General features: G+C 48.6%; 22 protein-coding genes and 1 pseudogene. 8 read left to right on the forward strand and 15 right to left on the reverse strand.

Annotated features, from left to right (window positions below):
* Window positions 1–8: 8 nt before the first annotated feature.
* Window positions 9–917: a bifunctional 2-polyprenyl-6-hydroxyphenol methylase/3-demethylubiquinol 3-O-methyltransferase UbiG gene (locus Q0438_RS04780; protein WP_299187958.1), complete on the reverse strand. Its 909-nt coding sequence runs from the start codon at window positions 915–917 to the stop codon at window positions 9–11.
* A 99-nt stretch (window positions 918–1,016) separates the two neighbouring features.
* Between Q0438_RS04780 and Q0438_RS04785 the strand changes: the two genes are divergently transcribed.
* Window positions 1,017–1,784 (forward strand): ABC transporter ATP-binding protein, encoded by a 768-nt coding sequence (locus Q0438_RS04785; protein WP_299187960.1) that lies wholly within the window; start codon window positions 1,017–1,019, stop codon window positions 1,782–1,784.
* Window positions 1,777–2,580, forward strand: coding sequence for a metal ABC transporter permease (locus tag Q0438_RS04790; protein WP_299187962.1), 804 nt, complete (start codon window positions 1,777–1,779; stop codon window positions 2,578–2,580). Before Q0438_RS04785 ends, Q0438_RS04790 begins: the two co-directional genes overlap by 8 nt.
* On the opposite strand, the gene Q0438_RS04795 is transcribed toward Q0438_RS04790, so the two are convergent.
* Together Q0438_RS04795 and Q0438_RS04800 are read right to left on the reverse strand one after the other, a co-directional pair.
* Entirely contained in the window at window positions 2,524–4,308 is a 1,785-nt protein-coding gene (locus Q0438_RS04795) for a DMT family transporter (RefSeq protein ID WP_299187964.1), read from the reverse strand. The two genes, Q0438_RS04790 and Q0438_RS04795, sit on opposite strands and share 57 nt — an antisense overlap.
* A 43-nt stretch (window positions 4,309–4,351) precedes the next feature.
* Window positions 4,352–4,981, reverse strand: a complete 630-nt coding sequence (locus Q0438_RS04800) for a hypothetical protein (protein WP_299187966.1) — start codon at window positions 4,979–4,981, stop codon at window positions 4,352–4,354.
* A gap of 86 nt (window positions 4,982–5,067) precedes the next feature.
* Here Q0438_RS04800 and Q0438_RS04805 point away from each other — a divergent pair, with 86 nt between their 5' ends.
* Together Q0438_RS04805 and Q0438_RS04810 are read left to right on the forward strand one after the other, a co-directional pair.
* Window positions 5,068–5,622, forward strand: coding sequence for a manganese efflux pump MntP family protein (locus Q0438_RS04805; RefSeq protein ID WP_299187969.1), 555 nt, complete (start codon window positions 5,068–5,070; stop codon window positions 5,620–5,622).
* Between the two features lie 55 nt (window positions 5,623–5,677).
* Entirely contained in the window at window positions 5,678–6,808 is a 1,131-nt protein-coding gene (locus tag Q0438_RS04810) for a hypothetical protein (RefSeq protein ID WP_299187971.1), read from the forward strand.
* A 121-nt stretch (window positions 6,809–6,929) separates the two neighbouring features.
* Here the strand turns inward: Q0438_RS04810 and Q0438_RS04815 are convergent, their stop codons facing one another.
* From Q0438_RS04815 to rpsT, 12 genes and pseudogenes are all read right to left on the reverse strand, one after another.
* Complete coding sequence (locus Q0438_RS04815; protein ID WP_299187974.1) at window positions 6,930–7,688, reverse strand: DUF996 domain-containing protein; 759 nt, start codon at window positions 7,686–7,688, stop codon at window positions 6,930–6,932.
* A gap of 60 nt (window positions 7,689–7,748) precedes the next feature.
* Window positions 7,749–7,880: a hypothetical protein gene (locus Q0438_RS04820; RefSeq protein WP_297961872.1), complete on the reverse strand. Its 132-nt coding sequence runs from the start codon at window positions 7,878–7,880 to the stop codon at window positions 7,749–7,751.
* Between the two features lie 132 nt (window positions 7,881–8,012).
* Entirely contained in the window at window positions 8,013–8,804 is a 792-nt protein-coding gene (locus Q0438_RS04825) for a class I SAM-dependent methyltransferase (RefSeq protein ID WP_299187977.1), read from the reverse strand.
* 119 nt (window positions 8,805–8,923) lie between these two features.
* Window positions 8,924–10,999, reverse strand: a complete 2,076-nt coding sequence (locus Q0438_RS04830; RefSeq protein WP_299187980.1) for a TonB-dependent receptor — start codon at window positions 10,997–10,999, stop codon at window positions 8,924–8,926.
* A 255-nt stretch (window positions 11,000–11,254) separates the two neighbouring features.
* Window positions 11,255–11,743, reverse strand: coding sequence for a chemotaxis protein (locus Q0438_RS04835; protein ID WP_299187986.1), 489 nt, complete (start codon window positions 11,741–11,743; stop codon window positions 11,255–11,257).
* A 163-nt stretch (window positions 11,744–11,906) separates the two neighbouring features.
* Window positions 11,907–12,887: an ATP-binding cassette domain-containing protein gene (locus Q0438_RS04840; protein WP_367178496.1), complete on the reverse strand. Its 981-nt coding sequence runs from the start codon at window positions 12,885–12,887 to the stop codon at window positions 11,907–11,909.
* Window positions 12,888–12,981: 94 nt separating this feature from the next.
* Window positions 12,982–13,674: pseudogene (locus Q0438_RS04845) on the reverse strand (ABC transporter ATP-binding protein/permease); the annotation flags it as partial.
* Window positions 13,675–14,122: 448 nt separating this feature from the next.
* Window positions 14,123–16,183: a TonB-dependent siderophore receptor gene (locus tag Q0438_RS04850; protein WP_299187989.1), complete on the reverse strand. Its 2,061-nt coding sequence runs from the start codon at window positions 16,181–16,183 to the stop codon at window positions 14,123–14,125.
* Between the two features lie 137 nt (window positions 16,184–16,320).
* Complete coding sequence (locus Q0438_RS04855) at window positions 16,321–16,509, reverse strand: hypothetical protein (protein ID WP_299187992.1); 189 nt, start codon at window positions 16,507–16,509, stop codon at window positions 16,321–16,323.
* A 226-nt stretch (window positions 16,510–16,735) separates the two neighbouring features.
* Complete coding sequence (locus Q0438_RS04860; protein ID WP_299187994.1) at window positions 16,736–17,581, reverse strand: universal stress protein; 846 nt, start codon at window positions 17,579–17,581, stop codon at window positions 16,736–16,738.
* 818 nt (window positions 17,582–18,399) lie between these two features.
* Window positions 18,400–19,467, reverse strand: a complete 1,068-nt coding sequence (prfA, locus tag Q0438_RS04865) for a peptide chain release factor 1 (protein ID WP_299187996.1) — start codon at window positions 19,465–19,467, stop codon at window positions 18,400–18,402.
* Window positions 19,468–19,491: 24 nt separating this feature from the next.
* On the reverse strand, window positions 19,492–19,764 hold the full coding sequence (gene rpsT, locus Q0438_RS04870; protein WP_291938896.1) for a 30S ribosomal protein S20: 273 nt from the start codon (window positions 19,762–19,764) through the stop codon (window positions 19,492–19,494).
* Between the two features lie 152 nt (window positions 19,765–19,916).
* Between rpsT and glmM the strand changes: the two genes are divergently transcribed.
* The 4 genes from glmM to Q0438_RS04890 all read left to right on the forward strand — a co-directional run bounded on the left by glmM (window position 19,917) and on the right by Q0438_RS04890 (window position 22,647).
* Window positions 19,917–21,257: a phosphoglucosamine mutase gene (gene glmM, locus Q0438_RS04875; RefSeq protein ID WP_299187998.1), complete on the forward strand. Its 1,341-nt coding sequence runs from the start codon at window positions 19,917–19,919 to the stop codon at window positions 21,255–21,257.
* Window positions 21,258–21,355: 98 nt separating this feature from the next.
* Window positions 21,356–21,817 (forward strand): signal peptidase II, encoded by a 462-nt coding sequence (gene lspA / locus Q0438_RS04880; protein WP_299188000.1) that lies wholly within the window; start codon window positions 21,356–21,358, stop codon window positions 21,815–21,817.
* A complete protein-coding gene (locus Q0438_RS04885) occupies window positions 21,804–22,196 on the forward strand; it encodes an NINE protein (RefSeq protein ID WP_299188002.1) in 393 nt (130 codons plus the stop codon). The genes lspA and Q0438_RS04885 overlap by 14 nt, the downstream gene beginning before the upstream one ends.
* A 10-nt stretch (window positions 22,197–22,206) precedes the next feature.
* Window positions 22,207–22,647 carry a CopD family protein gene (locus tag Q0438_RS04890; RefSeq protein WP_299188004.1) on the forward strand — a complete coding sequence of 147 codons (441 nt, stop codon included), beginning with the start codon at window positions 22,207–22,209 and terminating at the stop codon, window positions 22,645–22,647.
* Window positions 22,648–22,684: the final 37 nt, after the last annotated feature.

Genomic DNA, 22,684 nt, shown 5'->3' on the forward strand with positions numbered 1-22,684 from the left:
GCGCCAGGCTAAATATAAAACAGCTTAAAGCTCGCTTCGATCTCATCGCTTATCATCCCGTCTTTAGCCCGCTTTTTCAAAAGTTCCTCGATCTCGCGCTCGCTAGCCTCCGCGCCGTCCATATGCAGGTGCCACGCGGCGTTTTGCACCGCCTCTTGCAGGCTGCGTTTTTGCTCGCGCTTTTCAGTTAAAATTTCGCTTTTAAATTTGATGTCGCGCGCGCCAAGCAGCGCCTCGAACTTTTCGGCGGCGGTAGCAAGTCTTTTATGCCCTGCGCCGAAGCGCTCAAATAGCGGCGCAAGCATCGATGAATTGCGCTCGCTCGCCCAGTTTAGATAAATTTTTCGCTCGCCCAAAGCCAAAAACGCTTCAAAATCCTCCGTGCTTTTTAGCGCGGGGCTCATCGTAAGAAACGCGATGTCAAAAACTGCGGGAATTTTAAAATTTTCACTCTCGCGGTTTTCGCTCGCAGCATCTTTAAAATTTAAAACCTGCGCTTCTTGAGCTTTCGCATTTGAAATTTCGCTTTGCGGGCGCGGATAAATTTTAAAATTTTTTCCCGCCGTATCCCTGAAACCATCGCGGCTCAGCCGCTCGCAAAACTCCGCAAAGCTTAAATTTAATACGTTTTGCAGGCGGATGCCAAATTCCTCCGCGCTGCGTCTTAGCTCGCGCAGCATCCCCTCCGAGCTATCGATCGCCGTGACCTTGGCGCCCAGCGACGCGAGATATAGCGAGTAAACCCCCGTACCGGCGCCCACGTCGAGCACGCTTTTGCCCGCAAAGCTCACGTCCCAGCCGCGCAGTATCTCAAATACCCGCTTGCCGAAATCCCCTAACTCGCCGTTAAATTTAGCGTAACTTTCGGACTTTTTATCCCAGCTATTTTCATCTGATTTTTCGCCGATTTTCTCCACCGCTAGCCTTTAAATTTTTTGTAATAATAGCAAAATTTGGCAATTTTTCCGAATTTGGGCTATAATAAATGCTTTCAAAATCTAGGCGAAAGGGCGTTCATGACGGACGTGACGATAAGAAATTTAAACTTTGCTTACGAAAAACGCGAAATTTTAAAAGATATAAACTTAAGCTACGAGCTGCGCGATTTTTTAGCGATTTTCGGGCCCAACGGCGGCGGCAAAAGCACCCTTTTGAAGCTGCTTTTGGGGCTGCTGCGACCAAGCTCGGGCACGATCGAAATTTTAGGCAGATCGCCCGCGCTTGCCAGGGCGCAAATGGGCTACGTGCCGCAGTTCATCGCGATAAACAAAAGCTTTCCCATAAGCGTGCTCGAGGTAGTTTTAATGGGGCTGATAGATAAGAAAATTTTCGGCTTTTACAGTAAATCCGAGCGCGAGCAAGCCATGCAAGCCCTGGGGCGCGTAGGCATGCAGAGCTTAGCAGACTGCCGTATCAGCGAGCTTAGCGGCGGACAAAGACAGCGCGTTTACATCGCGCGGGCGCTGTGCGCGAAGGCTAAAATTTTACTTCTTGATGAGCCGTTAGCGAGCATCGACACGATGGGGCAGGTTCAAATTTACGAGCTTTTAAAATCCTTAAACGAGAGCGGCTGCGGCATAATTCTAATCAGCCACGACGTGCAGCTTGCGCTAAACTACGCAAACCGCGCGCTTTACGTCGCAAACGGCTCGGCGCATACTCATGAGATCGATCCGGGGGGCAGAGCGGAATTTTTAGATCACCTGCGACGCGAGCACGGGCACTTCTGTGCCGTCGATCTCGCGCTTAACGAATGCTGCTGCAAGGAGGGCGAAAATGGCTGAAATTCTATCCTATGATTTTATGCGAAACGCCCTATTCGGCGGGCTTTTGGTCAGTATAGTCTGCGGCGTCGTAGGCTCTTTAGTCGTGATAAATCGCATGAGCTTCATAGCAGGTGGCATCGCGCACGGCGCATACGGCGGTATCGGCATCGCGCTATTTTTAGGCATCTCGCCCGTGCTGGGAGCTAGCGTATTTGCACTATTTTTGGGGCTGCTCATCGCCTACGTTACGCTGCGAAACACCGAGCGCTTCGACGCCGTAATCGGCGCGATATGGGCGTTTGGAATGGCGCTGGGGATAATTTTCGCCGATCTTACGCCTGGATACAAATCCGATCTGATGAGCTTTTTATTCGGCTCGATCCTAGCGATAAATCACGAAAATTTAATCTTCATCGGCATTTGCGGCACGGCATTTGCGGCGCTTACGGCGTGCTTTTACAGGCAGTTTTTAGCGATCAGCTTCGATAAGGAATTTGCCCTGCTGCGCGGAGTTAATACGAGCGTCTTTTACTACGTCCTCGTGGTAATGGCGAGCCTCGCGGTGGTAGCATCGATTCAGATCGTAGGACTAATCTTAGTGATCTCGCTGATGACGATCCCGCCCTTCATCGCCGAAAAAATTTCAAAAAACTTAGGCTCGATGATGGCGATAAGCTGCGCGCTATCGGCACTTTTCTGCGCGGCGGGGCTTGTTTTGAGCTTTAAGCTCAATCTAACCAGCGGCGCTTCGATAATACTAGTCGCCTCGGTCTGCTTTTTCGCAAGCTCGATCTTTAGCAAACTTCGCGCCTAAAAGCCCACCCAGCTCGCTAAGCAGGATACCTGCGAGTATCAGCGCCGCGCCTAAAATTTGAAGTGTGCTTAGCTTCTCGCCGAAAGCATACCCCATTATGCCCGCGCTTACGGGCTCCAGCGCGAAAATTAGCACCGTTTTTATCTCGCTTACGCCGCGATTTTGCGCCATCGTTTGGATCACAAACGCCGCGACGGTGGCAAAGATCGAGGTCAAAACCAGCGCGAAAACGAAATCAAAGCTCGGCGAAAAGATTAAATTTCCAAGTACCTTTATCTCGCCTTCAAACTGCGCGTGCGGAGCGAAAACCGCCGCGATCAGCGCACAGACGCAGACGCAGATAAACTGCACGATCACAAAGCCGTAGAGGTTGCTTTTGCGCGCGCAGACGCCGGTAAATACGATATGAAGCGCGTATGCAAACGCCGAAATCAGCGTCAGCCGCTCGCCTATGCCGAAACCCACCGCGCTTGCTCCGCTTAAAAAATACAGCCCCAAAAGCGCCGTGGCTGCGCCGCCGAAGGCGCTCGCACCGACCTTTTTACCGAAAAACGCAAGCATTAAAAAGGGCACGATGACGACGTTTAGTCCCAAAATGAACGCCACGGTCGAGGAGAGCGCATAATCAAGCGCTATGGTCTGGCAGGAAAAATCGCAAAATAGCATCAGCCCGCAAAACACGCCCCGCCCTATCGTGCCGCGGTCAAATTTGACGCCGAAGCGCAGGCAGGCGAGGTAGGTAAAAATGCTCGCCGCCAAAAAGCGCCAAAACAAAAAGCTAAAAACGTCGCCGCTATGCAGCGCGCGCTGAACCGGCACGAAAGTGCATCCCCAAACGATCGCTACGAAAAGCAGCCCCAGATCCCACAGCCTGCTAGGCGGAACGGGGTTTTGCGCGCGGCTTTGCGCGGAATTGGAATTTCGCCCGAAACTCTGCGTGGAATCGGAATTTTGCGTGGAGTTGGAATTCTTTGCAGAATCGGAATTGTTCGTAGAATTCGAGCTTCGCGTGGAATTTGAACCGAAGCTATGCGGCATGCTAGCTCCGCCAGGATCGTTTGTAAGGACCTTGGTAAAATTTTTCTCGGAGCGTTGCGCGTGAGCGGCGGCGAGGCTTTTTGCGAGGCTTAAATTTGGATCGTTTACAGCGCTTGTGCGGCTCGGCAAACCCGCGCTATTTGCGCCGTTGCGAGTGAAATTTTCCGCAAAATTTAATATAAAATTTTTTCTGAAATTTCTTGCCGAATTTTCGCAAGGATCTGTTTTGGAGGATTTCGCGGAATTTAAAGCTTTATTTTCGGTGCGGCTCATATCCTGCGCGGGATTTAAATTTAACGCAAGAGCCGCAAAATTTAAAGCGGATTTTCTCCCTGGATTTCTGACGTGCGGAGCGGAATAGAGCGCGACGAGATTGCGCTCGGCAAAACCGGCCGAGGCACGATTGCGCGCGGCAAAACCCACCGAAACGGAAGCAAATTTTAAATTTCTTCCGCGGATAGAATTTGAGCGGACATCCGCATCTTGAAATTTGAAATTTCTTTTGAGGCGGAGAGCGGGAGCGAAATTCGCCGCGCCACCCGGCGCTGTGTTTTTCGCGCACGCAAACGCCGTATTTGAAGCAGAATTTAAAGCTATATTTTTAGCGCGCTCACGCACCGGATCTGAAATAAAATTTAAAGCGGATTTTGAATTAAAATTTTCCGCGGGCTCCGAGATAGAATTTTTCATAAATTTAAAGTAAAATTTCGCCGAGATCTTGGCGCAGCCGCGCCTATCTGACCGTCTTTATCGCGTTTAAAATCGCGCCCGAGTTTTTGCGAAACTCCCTTTCGTTTTTGCTTAAAAAATCAAAACTTTCGTTGATGAAGGCGCTGCTGAATTCGCTGCCGAAATCGTCCGCAATCTCCTTGCCCACGGCATTTTTGTAGCTTTTGGCAAAGCCCGCGTCCGAGCCCAGAGCACGCGCAAACGGCAGCAAAATATCGTAAATTTCATCAAAGGCGTTTGTACGCAGATAGTGGCTAAACAGCACTTCGCCGCTCATAATCGCCTTGGTATCGGCCTCTGGCATCTCTTTGATTTTAGTAAGTATCAAATTTTTTAGCGGCTCGATCGCGGGATTTAGCTTTTGAGTGGCCAGGCGGCGCATATTTTGCACGGCGATGCTTTTTTTGCCGGCGCGCTGCGTCAGATAGCCCGGCAGATCGAGCTCGTAGTCCTCGATCCCTTCGCGCTCGTATTCGCTTGCGGCGCGCTCGATTAGAGTGCTTAGCGAGCTTTTAAAATTTTCGCTATCGCCCACGTTTGCGCTGATGACGACGTCCAGCCCCTTTACGGCGACCTCTTCCCAACTCGCAGCCGCTATGAGCGGCAAAAGGCAAAGAATTAGATTTTTAAGCAAGGCTTTTTCCCGATTTAAGATTGTTCATTTTATTTCATAAATTTTAATGTATAATCAACGCTTTTATAATACCAAAAGGGCTAAATATGGAGCTTTTACTCATCGCTTTTGCGCTTGCGATGGACAGCGTCGCGCTTAGTATCTCAAACGGCGCGAAATATCCGAATTTTAAATTTGCGCAGATCGTGCGCGTCGCGTTTTTCTACGCGGCGGCTCAGTTTATAATGCCGCTTGCAGGCTACGCTTTGGGGATAAATTTCGTAAAATTTATCGCGCAGATCGATCACTTCGTCGCGTTTGGAATTTTATCGTTTTTAGGCGTCAAGATGATCGCGGAATCCCGCCGCGAGCAGGACGAGCCAGCTCTACGCCTAAGCACGAAGGAGCTGGTACTGGGCGCGATCGCTACCAGCATCGACGCGATGGCCGTGGGCGTGACCTTTGCGTTCGGCGAAATAAACATCCTCTACGCCTGTTGCGTAATCGGGCTCGTCTGCTTCGCGCTGTGCGTCGCGGCGTGCTACGCAGGCAAGCTAACGGGCGAATATCTACACTCAAAGGCGCTCGTTTTAGGCGGCGTGATTTTGATCTTAATCGGGATTAAAATTTTGCTCTCGCACCTCGGCGTCATCGATATTTAGCGGCTTTTAAGCGCCGCTTTGAGATAATTTTTAAAACTAATTCGCAGGAGTAAAAATGAAAAATTTAATAAATTTAAGCGGCGGCGACCGCTTAAATTTGCGCGTGCAGGACAAAATTTTAATCAGTGAGAGCGTCAAAAACGGCAAAACTAGGCAGACGCAAAAGGAGTTTGCAAGTGCTGGCGAGGCGCAAAAAGCCTGCGCGAAAAAGGAGTGGGAGAGCTTAAAAAAGGGCTATGTCCTGCAAAACGCGGGCGCAAAAGCGGGCGAAGCGAGTCTGCACGTCTACATCGGCGGCGGATACACGGGCGCGCTAGCCTTTGCGGGCGCAGAAGGCGAGCTTTTCGTCTATAAATGCGGCGGCTACAAAGAGGGTGGCGCGCTGGATGATTTTCTCATCAGGCTGGACGCAAGCGGCGCCGTAAAGCAGCAGATCGTCCTGCCAAAGCCGCTTGCATGGCAGGCGGAGCGCACGGGCGAAATTTTGCTTTTGGATCTGGATCACTTTATCTTTAAATTTGACCCGGCGAGCGGCGAATTTAGCGATCTCTCTCAATGGTTAAGCTTTAAAAATAGCAAAGAATTTACGAGTTTTGTTTGCGCTGCGAAAGATACGGCGGCGTTTGCGATGTTCGGTCAAATTTTTACTCTGCGCGGCGGCGAGATTTCGCCTCTGTCCGAGTACAGATCCGAAATGAAAAACTACACGCCGATCTTGTGTGCCACTCTTAACAATGATGGCATGCGGCTAGCGCTTCATTGCAAGCAAAACGAGATCAAAATTTTAAACACTCTAAACGGCGAAATTTTAAACGAGATCAGGGGCGACTTCGGCATTTTTGATAAAATTTGCTTTCTAGCGGACGGCTCGCTACTAGGCAAGGAGCGCTACGCAGGCAAGCTAGTTTGCCTCGATACCGCAAGCGGCGAACGACTTAAGCCCGCGTGGTTGCAGGGCGAATGCGCCGAGGCGGACGAGTTTTGCGTTAGCGCGGACGGTTTGAGGCTTGCATTAATCAGCTACGACAAAGCCCGCATCATCGATCTAAAAAGTGGAAATTTGCGGCTTAGCTTTGAGCTTTCGCACGTCGTGAAGCGCTGCGAAGCGAAATTTGAGCGTATAAACGGCGAGGAATTTTTGGCCGTACGCACCGACTACGGCTGCTTTAGCTTATATCGCGTTTAAATTTAAAATAGCACGGGGCCATTAAATTTACAATGCGGATTTACGAATAAAACCGCAAAATTAAAATTTATCGGCGGGTTTTACCCGCGCAAATTTACCCGCCGATCAGAAATACAAAAATTTAAGCCGCCTTAATCTCTCGTAGCCTATACCAAGCGATGATTTGTAAGATAAACGCCGCCAGAAGTATAAAATATCCGATAGCTATAGCGACCGTTAGCGCACCGACGACCGTGCAAATGAAGTAATAGAGGAAAAATTTATCGCCCGATATTCTTGAAAGCTCATTATAAACTTGGAATTCTTTAAAAAACGCATAGATCATACCGATTATGCCGGCGATGAAGAAAATGACGCCGATGGCTATGCCGATACCGCTGGCACCGCCATATTTAGCGCTAGCGCCTATCAGTGCGAATACCCCCATAGTCGCACCTATAAAGATAAGTATGGTCGCTACGACGGTGGCTACTAGATAAATGATGTAGTTTTTCTTAAGCGTAGGGCTGGCGGCTTTATTTGAAAGCTTGATGATAGCGAGCAATATACATATAAAACCTGCGATGACGAAAACTAAACCGATAAACGGAATAACGCCTAAAATCGGTAGCGCCGATCCCGCTAGTCCAAGCGTTCTGATGGTTGATAAATTGTCATCCCCAAGAGAAAAATTAGAGAAATCTAAGTTAATGAGCTTTATTTTTGTAAGGTATATCTCCTTTGCAGTTTGACCTTCTGCGATAAAATCAACTTCATCGCCTTGACTCAAAACGACTGGTTTGCCTTCCTCGTTTGCCGATTTCACATCCTCTTGCTGGTATGAGTAGCGGCTCTCATCTGCGGCAAGGATAATGCCCTTAGCCAAAATAGTTCCTTTCACAGTTTCTCCTTTGAAATTAAATAAAATGTGGATTATATATTTTTTAAACAAAAGCTTATCTTAAAGATAGTAGTTCAGCATCAAATCCGCTTTATCCGCGGTCAAATTTACCCGAAGGATCGTCTTACTCACCGCTCTTTCGCAGCGTGAAATTTTAATCTTATCATAGCGCAGCTCTACGCCCGAACTCACGCCGTGCCGCACGTCCAAAACATAAAATTTCAAAATTTAAAAGCGAAATTTCATAAAAGCGATCGGCCTTAAATTTAAATCCGTCGCCTAGGAATTTTAAATCAACTCAAATTTAAAATTTACGAAGGCTTTTTATTTTTTGCCCGCCAGAAGCTTTGAGCTGCCTAGCATCAGCCATTTGGCTTCGCGCGGGCTCATAAAAAGCCCCTGCGTCGTGTCTATAAGCTCGACTCGCTCGTAGCCCTGCTCCTTAAGCCGCGCGATGAAAGCATCCATGTCGCCGTAGTTTCCGCGCGAAAAAAGATCATGGATTGCGAAGCTGCCGCCCTTTTTAAGCACGCGGAGCGTCTCTAAAAGCAGCGCCTGGCGGTCCTTGCGCATAATGTTATGATAGACGTAGTTGCTTGTAACCGCATCGAAGCTGCCGTCCTCAAAGGGTAGCTGCGTGGCATCAGCCTGCTCGAAGCTAGTGTTTTGCACCGCTTCGGCGCGCGCATTGGATTCGCACAGCTGCTTGTTAAAAGACGCATACTCAAAGCCCCAGCGATCGACGCCCAGCACCGATGCGTGCGGGTTGCGCTTGGCGACGGCGATCGTTAGCGCGCCGCTACCGCAGCCCACGTCCAGCCCGCGCCCGCCCTCGGGCAGATCCACGTATTTCGCCGTGCCCTCTACGATCGCGCGCGAGAGCTGACGCTTGCCGCCGTAATCAAACGCGCGGTACCACACGACGCAGTAGATCGTAAAGCCAACCAAAACCAGCGCCGCTGCGCCGAAAAGCCCGGCAAGAAACCACCTCAGCACGCCGCCAACAAAAGCGCCGCAAACGCCGAAAATCAAAAACAAAACTAACGCTACGCCCGCACCCGCGGCAAAGCTCGCGATCATGCCCTTAGGCACCCAGTTTTTATAGTCCGGTTTCATCTTCGCTCCTTTTATTAAATTTAATCCCGCGGCGAAAAAGCACGCTGCGGCGAAATTTTAAATTCCGCCCGTAAATTTTAAATTTCGCAGCTCAAACCTCGCTTAAATTTAAACGCACGCTAATAGGTGTATTTAAACTCCGCGTAATAGTTGCGTCCTGGAGCCGGAGTATAGACGTCCGAGCGTAAATTTTGGTTGTAATTATACTCCTCGTCAAAGACGTTTTTGACTCCGGCACTTATCAAAAATCCGCTTGCGAAGCGGTACGCAGCGCCCAGATCTACGATCGTGCGCGAGTCGATTCTATCGTGGTTGCCGTCGTGCGATGATGAGAAATATTTAAAATCGCTCATCAGCGTCAAATTTCTAATCGGCTCGTAATCGAGCCCTAAAACGAACTTCGAGCGCTCCACCAGCGGAACCTGCTTACCTTTATTCGCGCCGGATTGGATCTTGGCGTCCACATATGAAAAGGTCTCGCTGAGCTTTAAATTTGAAAGCAGACTTTGCTCCGCATACAGCTCCACGCCCTTGCGGCGCGTCTCGTCGATATTGATAAAATGCCAACCGTCGGTGATCGAGCTGCCTAAGGTTTCGTTTACGATCTCGTTTTTCGTATCGGTCCAAAAGATCGTAGCGCTTACGTATTGCCCGTAGATTAGATCTTTAAGACCGATCTCGTAGGTTTTAAAGGTTTCGGATTTGAGGTTATTAAGCACATAAGGGCCGTTGCGACCGAGCTTATCGATGAGCTGATTAGGGCCTGGGGAGATATAGCCGCGCTCAAATTTAAAATATAGATTGCCATCCTTGGAATAATTAAAATTCGGCGTAATCTCAAAAGCGTAGTTGTTTTTATGATCGCTTACTCGGGTACTATTTTGCGTCTGCGAGATTATGTTTCCCATCCTTTTTATAGTAGTCGAAACTCTGCGATCTACTTTGTATTCGGCGCGCTCAAACCGCCCGCCCGCACTAAGCGAAAACAGATCGGTGAAATTGTGCTTTTCTAAAGCATAGACCGAGTGGGTAAGCTTTTGCATATCAAAGATCGTAAGCTGCGAAAGGCTCATCATAGGATTCATCGGAGTGGTAAAGTCAATCTTGCGAAAGCCCTTGTTTTTGAGATAATCATATCCCGCTATAAACTCGCCGCTGTCGTAGTCGAGTTTGCCTTTTAAATTTGCCCCCTCTTTGCGATCTTTCATCACAAATCCCTGCTGTATGCTCCTGATATCTTGATAATAAGGATGCAGATTCATCTCTACCCGATCGCCAAATTTTACCGCGTAGCTTAGATCAAAATTTGATCGCGTGCTTTTGGTAAAGGTCCTCTCGCCTCCCTGCTGGCGGCGATCCGCTTTAAGCTCGGCAAGACCCAGAGTAGGCACGGAATAGGTTCTAGCTTGATAAAAGCTCGGATCGAAAGAGATGCTTTGATCGTCTGAAATTTTATAATGTATCCCGAGCGAGCCGTAGTAGCCGGTATTTTTCTCGCCCTTGCGGTATCCACGCTGCTTAAAGCCCTTAACGGCGGTTTTTAGAAACAGATTATCGCTCACGCCTCCGCCGAGCCCTAAATTTAGATCATTGTAATTATACGATGCGATCTTGGTCGAGATATTGGCGTACGGGTATCTGGCGCCCTTTTTCGTGATGATATTTATCACGCCGCCGCTGGTGCCGCTGCCGTAAAGCACGCTACCGCCGCCCGGGATGATCTCCACGCGCTCAATATCTTCGATCGGAACTAAATCGATCGGAATGCTCGTCGGCGTCGTGTCGATCATATTGAGCGCGACTCCGTTAAGAAGGACTTTGACGGAGGTATTTGCCTTCTGGCCCTGTCCGCGCAGATCGACCGTATCGCCGTGAAAGCTAACCCCCGGCGCCTTTTCTAAAATTTCGCGCAGATCGCGGTATCCGCGGTTTTCCATATCCTCCGCGGTGATGACCGAGACGTTGCGAACCTCGTTTTTAAGCATATCCTCAAAGCCCGTCGCGGTAACTACGATGGTGCCCAACTTCGTGGCGTTCGCGCCGGAAGCGTTTTTAGGAACTGCAGAATTTACGGCTCCCGCGCCGGACGCACTGATATTTTCGGACGTAGCGTTGTTTTCGGCTCCGTTTAGTTGTAAGGCGGCGCACAAACTTAGCGCGATTGCGGCATTTGAAAGATAAAATTTCTTAAACATCACTCTCCCCTATTCAAAATTAGAATTTTGCGAATGATTTGCAAATGCTATATTATAATTTCTCTTGATTAAATAATAATAAATTTCAAAGATTAAAGATAGATTTTTTAAAATTTAGGCGTAGTTTGGATGAAATTTTAATTTCGAGCGTTTTACTGGGCGCGATAAAATTTCGGTTTTAAATTTAGACTCCTTGGCGCCGTTTGCTTTTTAAAACGGCAATTTGCGAAGTGAATCTAGCCGGAATTTTAAAATTTAGACTTTGCATTCGCCCGCTTTGCCGAATTTCGCCTCGATTAAAAGCACCAAGATGAAGAAAATTTTTTCGTCGTTGAGCTTCGCAAGCTCGCGCAGGTCTTGATCTGCGCTTACGAGCTTGATGCCGTTCGATTTTAAAATCGCAGTGAGTTCATCGGCGCCAAAGCCCATTTTACCGGCAATCTCTCTGATATTGTAGGTCTCGATCGCGCCGATGATGCGATCCATATTGCAAAAGCCCGGATTCTTGCGGCTTAAGATCACGTCCAAAAACTCGCCCCAAAGTTTCACGAGCTTCCTTCGCCTGGTGATCAGATGCAAGATCGCGACGCAAAGCAGGCCCAATCCCGCGATCTTATGCAGGCTCATCCACGCCTCGTCATATTCACCGCGCGCGAAATTAACGCCTGAAAAGCCCAAAATGCAAAGCGCGCAACCTAGCAGCACGATGAGCGCAAATTTATAAACAATCCCCGCCTTAAGCATAAAATCTCCTTGCTTCGTTTTAAAATTTAGCGGCTTCGCGCGAAGCGCCTCGGCTAAATTTTATCGCCGCTTAATATAAATGAGTAATTTTAATAAATATGGATTTAAAAAGATATGAATTTAAAGGCGAAATCCCTGCAGCGTGAAATTTCAACGACCGAATTTAAAGCTCTATCGTTCGCTCGAATATGTCCTCAAGCCCCGTTTGATGCACGATCGCTAGCATGCCTAGCCTTGGCAGATCCGCGCGCAGACCCAGTAGCAGCTCGCGCGCCGAGGCGGGATCTAGCGCGGACGTGATCTCGTCTGCGAAAACAAAGCTCGGCTTGTGGTAATGAATACGTGCGAAACTAAGCCGCTGCGCCTCCCCGCCGCTTAAAATTTTAACATAATCGGCGCGCGAGTTTAGCATGCAAGCAAATTTCTTAAGCCCTACGCGGCGTAAAATTTCTAAAAATTCCGCATCGTCTGCGCGCGGCGGCTGCGGATAGCAGATGAGCTCTTTTAGGCTAAGCGGCGCTAAATAGGGCTTTTGCGGGATAAACATCACGCCCGTGCGCGGCAGAGCGATCTCGCCGCGGCCGTATCGCCAAAGCCCCGCCGCGTAGCGCAGAGCCGTGCTTTTGCCCGCACCGCTCTTGCCTCGCAGCATTATAAACTGCGCGGGCGCAAGCTCGAAGCGTAGATCCTCGATCAGCGGCTCGCCCGCAGGCGTGAAGACCGACAAGCCCTCGCAACGAGCAGAATTTTTGTCGCTTTGTGTGACGCAAGCGCTCAAATTTGCGCTCTCGCCGTCCATGCGCGCGATGAACTCATAGATCCTCTGCACGCTCGCCGCCCACTCCATGATCTGCTTGTAATAGTCCATAAACCACGCAAATCCGTCCTGCACGCTGTAAAACGCCGAGCGCGCCTGCATCATATCGCCGAAGCTCATCGCGCGCGACAAATACAGCGGCAAGCAGGCAAAGATCGGGATTAAATTCGTGATTTTTAGGTAGCTTGCCGAAAAGCATTCGAGGCGAAATTCCGTATTCATAATGCTGCGCCAATTTCTCATGATCTCGCTGAAGCTCGCGCGGAAGCGGCCGCGCTCGGCATCCTCTCCGCGCATAAAGGCTACGGCTTCTGCGTTTTCGCGCACGAGCAACAGATCCGAGCGGTAGTCGGCTTCGGCGCGCTGCTTGGCAAAATTTAGCCCCCCTAAGCCTGCGCCCGATAAGATGCGTAATCAGCGAGCAAAGAAGAGTATAAATAAGCGCGACGTAGAGCAAAAAGCCCTCGATCTCAAAGCGCATGCCAAAAATTTCAAATTTCAGCACCTTCGAGACCTGCCACAAGATCGCAACGAAGGCGATGAGCTTGGCGAGATTGTAGACGAGCGATTTTACGAGATCGACGCTTTTTTGCACGAGCAGCAAGCTGTCCTCGGCGATACGCTGATCGGGGTTGTCTAGCTTCGAGACCCTTTTTGAAATTTCACAATCTGCGCGAGTTTTGGATGAAATTTCATTCTCGCTTGCGCTGCTTTGCCCTGCTGCATTTTGCTCTGCCGTGCTCGGTAAAATTTCAAGCCCCTTTACGTCTCTATATAAAGCCGCGCTGTCCGCTTCGACTACGGAACACTCTGCGCGCTCGTTTAAATTCGCGTCGCCAGGTTTTTCTAAATTTGAACCGCCCCTGGCGCTGAAATTCCCCTCAAGGCTAGTGCGGTAGAAGTTTGCGTTGTGTAGCCATTTTCGCTCCATCATCGCGCTTAGCCGCTCGCGCCAGACGATTACGAGCAGTTTGCGAAACCAGCTACCGCAGACGATGAAAAGCACGATGAGCGCCGTGTAGAGCAAAAACTCACCCACGAGCGCAGGGATCAGCTCACCCTTAAGTTCGCTTAGCGCGTCGTAAAAGCGCTTATCCCATGCGTTCATCAGCACGCTGATTTTGATGATAGCGAGGCTAAAACCAAGCGCGAGCAGCAGCAGCGCCCACAGCTTCGCCGCTCCCTCGCCGAACCAGTGCGGACTTAGAATTTCAAAAAATTGCTTTAGCGTTTTCAAATTTTCTCTTTAAATTTTAAAATTTAATGCGAGTTGTAGCGAAATTCCGCGGGATTAAATCACGAGATTAAATTTATCGCCCTTGCCCGCATCGCCTGCAATCGCCCGCGCCAATCAATCGTTAATCAACCAAATAGCGAGTTAAATTTTAATCCCGCGGCTTCGTTTAAATTTTACTCGCCTCGCCACGTGCTACTTACGACAAAGCTTAGCCTCGCGCCTCTGTGCCCGCTTCATCCGCGCCCTTATAAAGCGCGGAATTTATCCGCGACCGCGTACGAGGGAGTTTATCCAAGTTCGCATAAGCGCAAAATTCCATCCGCACCTAATATGTATAATTAAGCGTCAGCATAAAATTCCGCGGCTCGCCGTAGTAGTTGTTATGGCCCGCGACGCGATTTTGTGTATTTTGAAAATACTTCTTATCCGTGATGTTTTTGACCGCAAAATTTACGCTAAAGTGCTTGTCGAAATGATAGCCGACGTTCGCGTCCCACAGCGCGTAAGCCTTCTGCGGCGCGGCGTAGTACGCAACGTTTTCGCGATATATCGAAGCGGTTTTGCTCTGATAGCGCACACCCGTACCCAGGGCGATCTTACGATTTTCGCCGAGTGGAATTTCATAGTTCGTGTAGAGCTTAAACAGATGCTTCGGAATGTAGCGTTTGGCGTTTGCGCCCTTGCTATAATCGACCGCTGCGGAGGTTCTTTCCGTCTTCAAATAGACGCTGCGGTTGAAAGTATATCCCGCGAATAATTTCCAATCATCCGTAAGCGAGCCTTGCAGCTCGGCATCCACGCCGCGGCTTCGCACCTTACCCTCTGCGATGGAGTAGTTCGTATTGATAGGATCGGTCATCGCTCTATTTTTCTGAATGATCTGAAACAGCGCGACATTCGTATTAAGCGCGCCGTCAAAGAATTCTCCCTTCACGCCGGTTTCTAAATTATAGCCGACGACGGGATCTAAAATTTTACCGTCTTTATCACGCGCGGCTTGCGGCTTAAAAATTTCGGCATAGCTTGCGTACCACGAAAAATTATCCGCAAAATCCCAGACCACTCCCGCATACGGCGTGAAATCCGATTTGCTCGGGCTTGCGCTATGCGAAGCCGTACCGCGCAAAATATTATAATAATACCTGCTATAGGCTACTTTCGAAAAGCGCCCACCGAGCAAAAAGTGAAAATCGTCGGTTAAATTTAATCTAGTCCCGAGCGAGATCGCACGCTGCTTTATGGTAGTGGAGCTTCTGTCTTTAAATGTAGCGGCACTGCTCCAATCGGGCTGAGCGATCCTTGAGCGGTCCCAATTATAAATATTCATCCCCAGTGACGCCATAGACGAATCTCTCGTTCTAGTCTCGCGCCAATTAAGCTTTTCGTTGCTAAGCGAGCCGTTTAAGAAAAAGTCGTGCTTCTGCCCGAATGCTTCGAATTTGCCGTCTAGTCCCGTTTGAAACCCGATCTCTTTGGAGTCGTTATCGTAAATTCTATATCGCACCGTATGCGACGTGGTGCCGTTGTAAGGATCTGCCCCGCCGAGCGCTCCGAATTTTAACATGCTGTCGCTATCGGTATAATTGAGCCTCGCATAGGCTTTCAGATCATCGCTAAATTCGTGCGAGAGCTCGCTGTAGACGTTAAATTTTTTATATTCGCTCTTATCCCAGTCCGAGCCGAAATAGCTTCTGCGCGGTAAATTTAGTAAATTTCCATGATTATCCAAGACGGATACGCCGTAAATATCATAGACGCCGACGGTTTTTTGCCACAAAAATCCCGCGCTAAGAAGCGTTTTATCGGTCACATCAAATTCCGTCGAAACGCCGACGCCTTCGCGATAGACGTTGCGCGGATAGTCCTTAAACGAGTCCGTTTTACTTAAAATTCCGATCAACCGCGCGCGTGCCGTACCGCTTTGATTTATCGCATCCGTAACGTCGATCATACCGCGATAATTATCCCAGCTACCGCCGCTTAGACTTGCGTTAAAGCCGAACTGATCGCTCGGGCGCTTTCGGATTAAATTTATCGTGCCGCCGGGCTCGCCGTTGCTTTGCGTAAGGCCCGCTACGCCGCGCAGAACCTCGACGCGATCGTAGAATTCCAAATCGGTAAATTCCTTCGATGAGCCAAGAGGCCCGAACACGGAGCTAGAAACCGAGCTTGCGATGCCGTCTTCTTGGATATTATCGACATAAAAGCCGCGCGAGACGATGCGATTGCCGCCCACGTCGTTATTTAGCGAAATGCCGGTAGCGTATTTTGAAAGAGCCTCTTCGGCGTTGTGTAAGCTCAGATCTTTTAGAAGCTGATTGGAAATGACGCTTATGGACTGCGGCGTCTCTCTTATGCTTAAATTTAGCCCCGTTGCGGTGCTCATATTGCCCGTCGTATAAGAGCCGGTGCCCTCGGTAGTGGACAGATCGGCCTTGCCTATAACGTTTATGGTGCCGAGATTATCGCTGTCTGAACCCTATAGCGTAGAATTTTCTGCGCTACCGTTTTGCGACGTGGAATTTACGACGGTAGAACTCGCTGGCTTTTGCGTAGAATTTTCGGTGCCGCATTATTGGCGGCGAAATTTGAAGCAGGCGGCGTGGAGCTCTGCGATGCAGCGTCTAGGCGCGAGCTTTCATTTTGTGCCGCGGCAAGCCAAAACGGCGAGCAAAGTAGCGCCAAAGAGAGTAAAATTTTACCCTTTTTCATGGTTGATCCTTAAATTTTGATTTAATAATCTCTATCTATTTTGAGGCGAAATTATCGTAAAAAATCTCTTAAATAGTAATAAAATTTATCATAAACTAAATCATAATTTTAGGAAAATATGCAAATTATTTGAAAATTTTGAAATATAAAAAGAGGGGCTAAATTTTAAAATTTAGCCCGCGCGCGAAATGTTTAAATTTAGCGTGCGGGCTTTGGTTGCTCGGATTTATGAAAGCACCAGTACCGGCACTAACGCATTGTGCAAGATGTCCTCGGAGACGCTGCCTAAAAAGAGCTTTTTGAAAAATCCCTTCGTAAAGGCTCCCGTGGCGATGAGATCGAGCTCATTAGCTCGGCGATATTTGATGATCTCATCGGCCGGCACCTCGGCGTTTGCGCATATAAAGCTCGCATTTTGCGTGCCTAAAATTTCGCGCGCCAGATCCAGCATCTCCTCGCCCGCCGCGGCATCGAGATTTACGTGTAGGACGTGTTTGTGCGCGCCTGCGAGGAGCTTGGAGCTTTTTACGAACTCAAGCGTACGCTTCGCCGCATCGGTGCCGTCAAACGCGATGAGCACGGAGTTTATCGGCGAAAATTCCTTATTTACTAAAAGCGACGGCACGTGCAGCTCTTTAACCAGCACGCTTGCGTTGAAGCCCACGTCCTCGTTATTTGAGCCCTTGATACCGAGCACAAACATCTCCGCTTCATCCTTATACTCGGCGATAACATCGATAAAATCGCCATCTTTGATGATCTTTTCGGCCTGTATCCCCGCAGCGGCTGCGGCAGCGACGCACTCTTGCAGCATCACTTCGGCTTCCTCGTAGTCCTTCTGCATATCCACGCCGCCTATCTGAGGGTTGCCGTAGCTACTGGTAAGGATATCCTTTTCGCCCAGGACGATGCCGCCCGCTGCAAGTCCGTAGAAATTCTCACCTAGCTCGGGGATCTCGACGACGTGGATAAATACAAGCTCGGCGCCGAGGCTTTTAGCGACGTAAATTCCATAATCACACACGGGTTTTAAAAGCGCGTTTTGATCGACGCAAGTGATGACCTTTTTCATTTTTCGTCCTTTTAGCGATAAAATTTTGACCGAAATAAGCTTATCAAATTTTGTATAAAAGTTATTTAAATTCGGCGGATTTGAATGCGGCGCGAGCGATTTTGAAATTTATTAAGCCGCTAAAAGCGCGGTTTGCAGCGCCGTTATTGCGGTCAGCAGCCCAAAGGTGATCCCCGGGAAATTCGCCGCGGCGAGCGGATAGTCTTTTTTAGGCTTTAGCAGACCGCAGCTAAGCTATATCGTGCAGTTTACCGCGGCTGCTAGCGATTGGGGACACGGAACTTTGTTGCCGTTTAAATTTGCCGCTATGTGAGGGCTATAGGACACATACATAACGACCGATAGCACATGCCCGCCAAGCTAAAATTTCTGAATTCTTTTCGCTCATCGGCTCTGCTTATTTTTAAGATACATTTTAAATTTACGAATGAAACGGAGCGGGATTTTAATGCATCCAAAGATAAGAAACAAATCAAAAGATAGCAAAGGGCTGGATTTGCCTTTAAAAATTTATCGCAAAGATTTCTAGCAGCTCGCCTCTACTCAAATTTTAAAGCCGTGTTTGAGGCGCGCATTTTAAAACGGCGAAATTTAAAACGCTAGGCGGCGCAACGAATAGATTTTAAATTTAAAAAGGCGGAATTTCAAGCGGCGACCGCGACCGCGACCGCGACGAAATTTAAGTGAATTTGCCGAGGCAAAAGCCATTAAATACACTTTTCCGAAGGCTCGCGGCTAAATTTAAAGTAAAATTTTGCAGCATAATCGCAGCAAAATTTTGAAAAGATGCGTGGATTAAAAATTAAATTTTAAAAGGCTTAATAGCCCGCGTTTGCAATCGCTTCGGCTTGAGAGTGCGCTATGAGCGGGTCGATGATCTCGTCGAATAAGCCCCCTGCCATTATCGCGTCCAGGCGGTAGAGAGTTAAATTTATGCGGTGGTCGCTGATGCGGTTTTGCGGATAGTTGTAGGTACGAATTCGCCCCGAGCGGTCGCCAGTGCCTACCTGATCCTTGCGATCTTTGCGCTCTTTTTCGAGCCGTTCCTGCTCCTGCATATCGTAAAGGCGCGCCTTCAGCACCTTCATCGCCGCCTCTTTGTTTTTGTGCTGATCTTTGCCGTCTTGGTTGGTAACGACTAAACCGGTCGGGATGTGAGTGATACGGACGGCGCTGTCGGTGGTATTTACGGACTGTCCACCGTGTCCGGAACTGCGCATAACGTCTATGCGAAGGTCATTTGGATTGATCTGTATCTCGCTATCCTCGATCTCGGGCATTACGGCGACGGTGATCGCGGAGGTATGCACCCTGCCCTGGCTCTCCGTTTCGGGGACGCGCTGCACGCGGTGAGTGCCGCCTTCAAATTTCAGCCGCGAATACGCTCCCGCGCCCTTTACGAGCAAGATCGCTTCTTTATAGCCGCCGACGCTGCCTTCACTGGTGTTTACGATCTCGCATTTATAGCCGCGAAGATCGGCGTAGCGCAGATAAGCGCCGAGCAGGTCGCCCGCAAACAGCGCCGCTTCGTCGCCGCCCGTACCGGCGCGGATCTCAAGGAAGATATTTTTATCGTCGTTCGGGTCTTTTGGAAGCAGTAAAATTTTGATTTTTTCTTCGAGCTGCGGCTTTTCGCTCTCTAAACTTTTAAGCTCCTCTTTGGCTAGCTCGCCGAGATCAGCATCGCTTAGCAGAGCTTTATTTTCTTCGATCTGATTTAAAATTTTAAGATACTCGCTAGCAGCCTCTTTGATCGGCTCGATACTGCGCTGCTCCTTAGATAGCGCCGTCATATTAGCGATATCTGCGGTAACTGCGGGATCGCTAAGCATGCGCGAAAGCTCGTCGTAGCGATCCAAAAAAGGCTTTAGTTTATCGGCTAGCATTTAAATTTTATGCGTAAGGAGCGTTTACGCGGCGGTTTTTAAAGAATTTACGAGTTTGGCTAGGCGGCTTACTTTTCTGCTCGCGGTCTGTTTTTTCAAAAAGCCCCTGCTTACGAAGCTGTGAAAGCTTTCATTAGCCGTTTTTAGAGCCTGAGTCGCTGCGTCTAGATCCTTGCTCTCGACCGCCTCTCTTACGGCTTTTGTAATATTTTTTACTCTGGTGCGATAAAATCTATTTCGCTCCGTTCTTTTTATGGTTTGTCTCGCGCGTTTTTCGGCGGATTTGTGATTTGCCATAACGTTCCTTTTCGATTAAATTTGAACCTGCAATTATACGTAAAAAATATTTAATCGACGCTTAATTTAAGTAAAATTTAAATATAGTTTAAATTTATTAAGATTAAACTTTTTCTGGTAGAATTTCACGATTTTCATATAAGGATTTGATAATGAAACTTTTCGGAACGGACGGCGTACGAGGCAAAGCGGGAGAATTTCTGACCGCCGAGCTTGCGATGCGCGTAGCGATGGCGGCGGGGATTTACTTTAGGAAAAATTCCGTTACGAATATGATCTTAGTCGGCAAAGACACCCGCAGAAGCGGCTATATGATAGAAACCGCGATCGTAGCAGGCCTTACCTCCGTGGGCTACAACGTCCGCCAGATCGGACCGATGCCTACTCCTGCGATTGCCTTTCTTACGGAGGATATGCGCTGCGACGCGGGCATCATGATAAGCGCAAGCCACAATCCATACTACGACAACGGCATTAAATTTTTCAACAGCGAAGGCTTTAAACTTGATGAAAAAGAGGAAGCGCAGATCGAAAAAATTTATTTTAACGACGAGCTCATCGCCGAAGCGCGCACTAAAATGATGCAGATAGGCGCCGCGAAGCGCGTAGACGACGTCATCGGCAGATACATCGTGCATATTAAAAATTCCTTCCCGAAGCAAAAGACGCTGCACGGGCTTCGCGTCGTCCTTGATTGCGCAAACGGAGCAAGCTACAGGGTCGCACCTACCGTATTTAATGAGCTGGGAGCCGAAACGATCGTCATCGGCGACGAGCCTAACGGAAAAAATATAAATGATGCTTGCGGTGCGCTAAGCCCGCAAGGTCTGGCCGGGGAGGTAAGGCGCCTACGCGCCGACGTGGGCTTTGCCTTTGACGGGGATGCCGACAGACTCGTAGTCGTGGATGAAAACGGCGAGATCATCCACGGCGACGCGCTGCTTGGAATTTTAGCGGTTTATTTGAAAGAGAAAAAGCGCCTCGCGGGCGATCAGATGATCGCGACGGTGATGAGCAACTCCGCGCTGGAGGATTTTTTAGCCAAACACGGCATCGCGCTTCATCGCTGCAATGTCGGCGATAAATTCGTACTTGAGATGATGCGCGAGCTGGGCGCAAATTTCGGCGGCGAGCAGAGCGGGCACGTGATTTTCGGCGATTACGCCAAAACGGGCGACGGCATCGCAAGCGCGCTACAATTCGCCGCTTGCATGCTGGATACGCACAAAAAAGCGAGCGAACTTTCGGCTATGCTTAAACCGTATCCTCAAATTTTACGAAATTTAAAGATCGCGGATAAAAAGCCGCTTGAAAAATTAAAAGGGCTAAAGGAGCTTGAAGCAAGCCTCAAAGCGGACAAGATCCGCTCGCTCTTTCGCTACTCCGGCACCGAAAACGTTATCCGCCTCTTAATCGAGGGCAAAAACGAAAAACTGCTTCAAAAGCGAATGGACGAGGTCGAGAAATTTTTTACCAAAGCCCTAAATGAATAGCGTTGCGGTGAAATTTTACGGCGCGACAAGCTCATGGCTCGGTACAAAAGGCGCGGACAAAAAATGCAGGCTTTACATATTTAAATTTGGGTTGCGAGATGGCTAAGACTTGTATTAAATTTATCCTGCTTTTTGCGGCGATCTTTGCGATCGATCAAGCGATCAAACTTCTGTTTTTAAACGGTTTTTCGTGGCAAGGGGAGTTTTTTTCGCTAGAGCTTACGCTTAATCGCGGCGTTGCGTTTTCGATGTTTGCATTCTTGGGCGAAAATTTAAAATTTATCCAGATCGCGCTGATCTCGGCGCTTGCGGCGTATGTATTTTGTCATAAAAAGCTCTTTTGCGAGCACTGGATGCCGTTTGCGCTGATGCTCGCGGGAGGGTGTTCAAACCTGCTCGATCGCTTCATTCGCGGCGGCGTGGTCGATTACGTCGCGTGGCATAAGTGGTTTGAGTTCGCGGTGTTTAATTTCGCCGACGTGATGATAGATCTGGCCGTCGTGATTTTTATCTTCCAAAGCTACAAGATCGCGAAAAAGGAGAAAAATGAAAAGAAATAATTATATCGCCTATGCGCTGTGGTTTGTAGGCGGCTGCTCATCGCTTTTGGGAATGCCGATCGGGGGCGGGCTGCATAGAATTTACTGTGGTAAATTTATCAGCGGCTTTTCGCAGATCGCGCTATTTTGGCTGGGAAGCTTTACGCTATGGTTTTTAGTGGGCTTTTTGTTTTGGGCTATTTGGGGGATTTGGTGGCTTATCGATCTATTTTTTATAGGTATCTGGGTCGATGATATTAACGAATTTAGCACCGAAACTCTGCGAGACGACTATGAACAGCGCCTTAAAAAGATCGATGCACTTTATGATCTATATCAAAAAGGCGCAATTTCCAAAGAGGAATTTGAAGCTAGAAAAGAAATTTTAATGAGAGATTAAGGAGGCTAAAATGAGTTATTTTTGGTTTAAATTTGTCCATTTTGCGGGCTTTATTTCATGGATGGCGATGCTATTTTATATGCCGCGCCTATATGTTTATCACGCTGAAAATTTAGACAAGCCGGATTTCGTAAAGGTCGTTAAAAAGATGGAGCGGATGCTGTATCACGCGATCGGCTGGATAGCGATGGTCGTGACAGTCTTTAGCGGTGTGATGCTGATCGTTTTAAATCCTGGGCTTATGAAGATGGGATACTTCCATTTAAAACTGCTAGCCGGAGTTTTGCTGATCTGTTATCATCTGTGGCTCTATTATTATATGTATAAATTTGAAAAAAACGAGTGTCACAGGAGTGGAAAGTATTTCCGCGCTATCAACGAAGGTCCTACGATCCTGATGTTTATAATACTTTATGCGATGCTAATAATGCCGAATTTACCGAGCAACTAAGCGCTTTGATAAAAATTTAATTAAAATTTGCATAAAA

It is taken from the genome of uncultured Campylobacter sp., from assembly GCF_938030785.1.
In the GTDB taxonomy this organism is placed as follows: Bacteria; Campylobacterota; Campylobacteria; order Campylobacterales; family Campylobacteraceae; genus Campylobacter_B.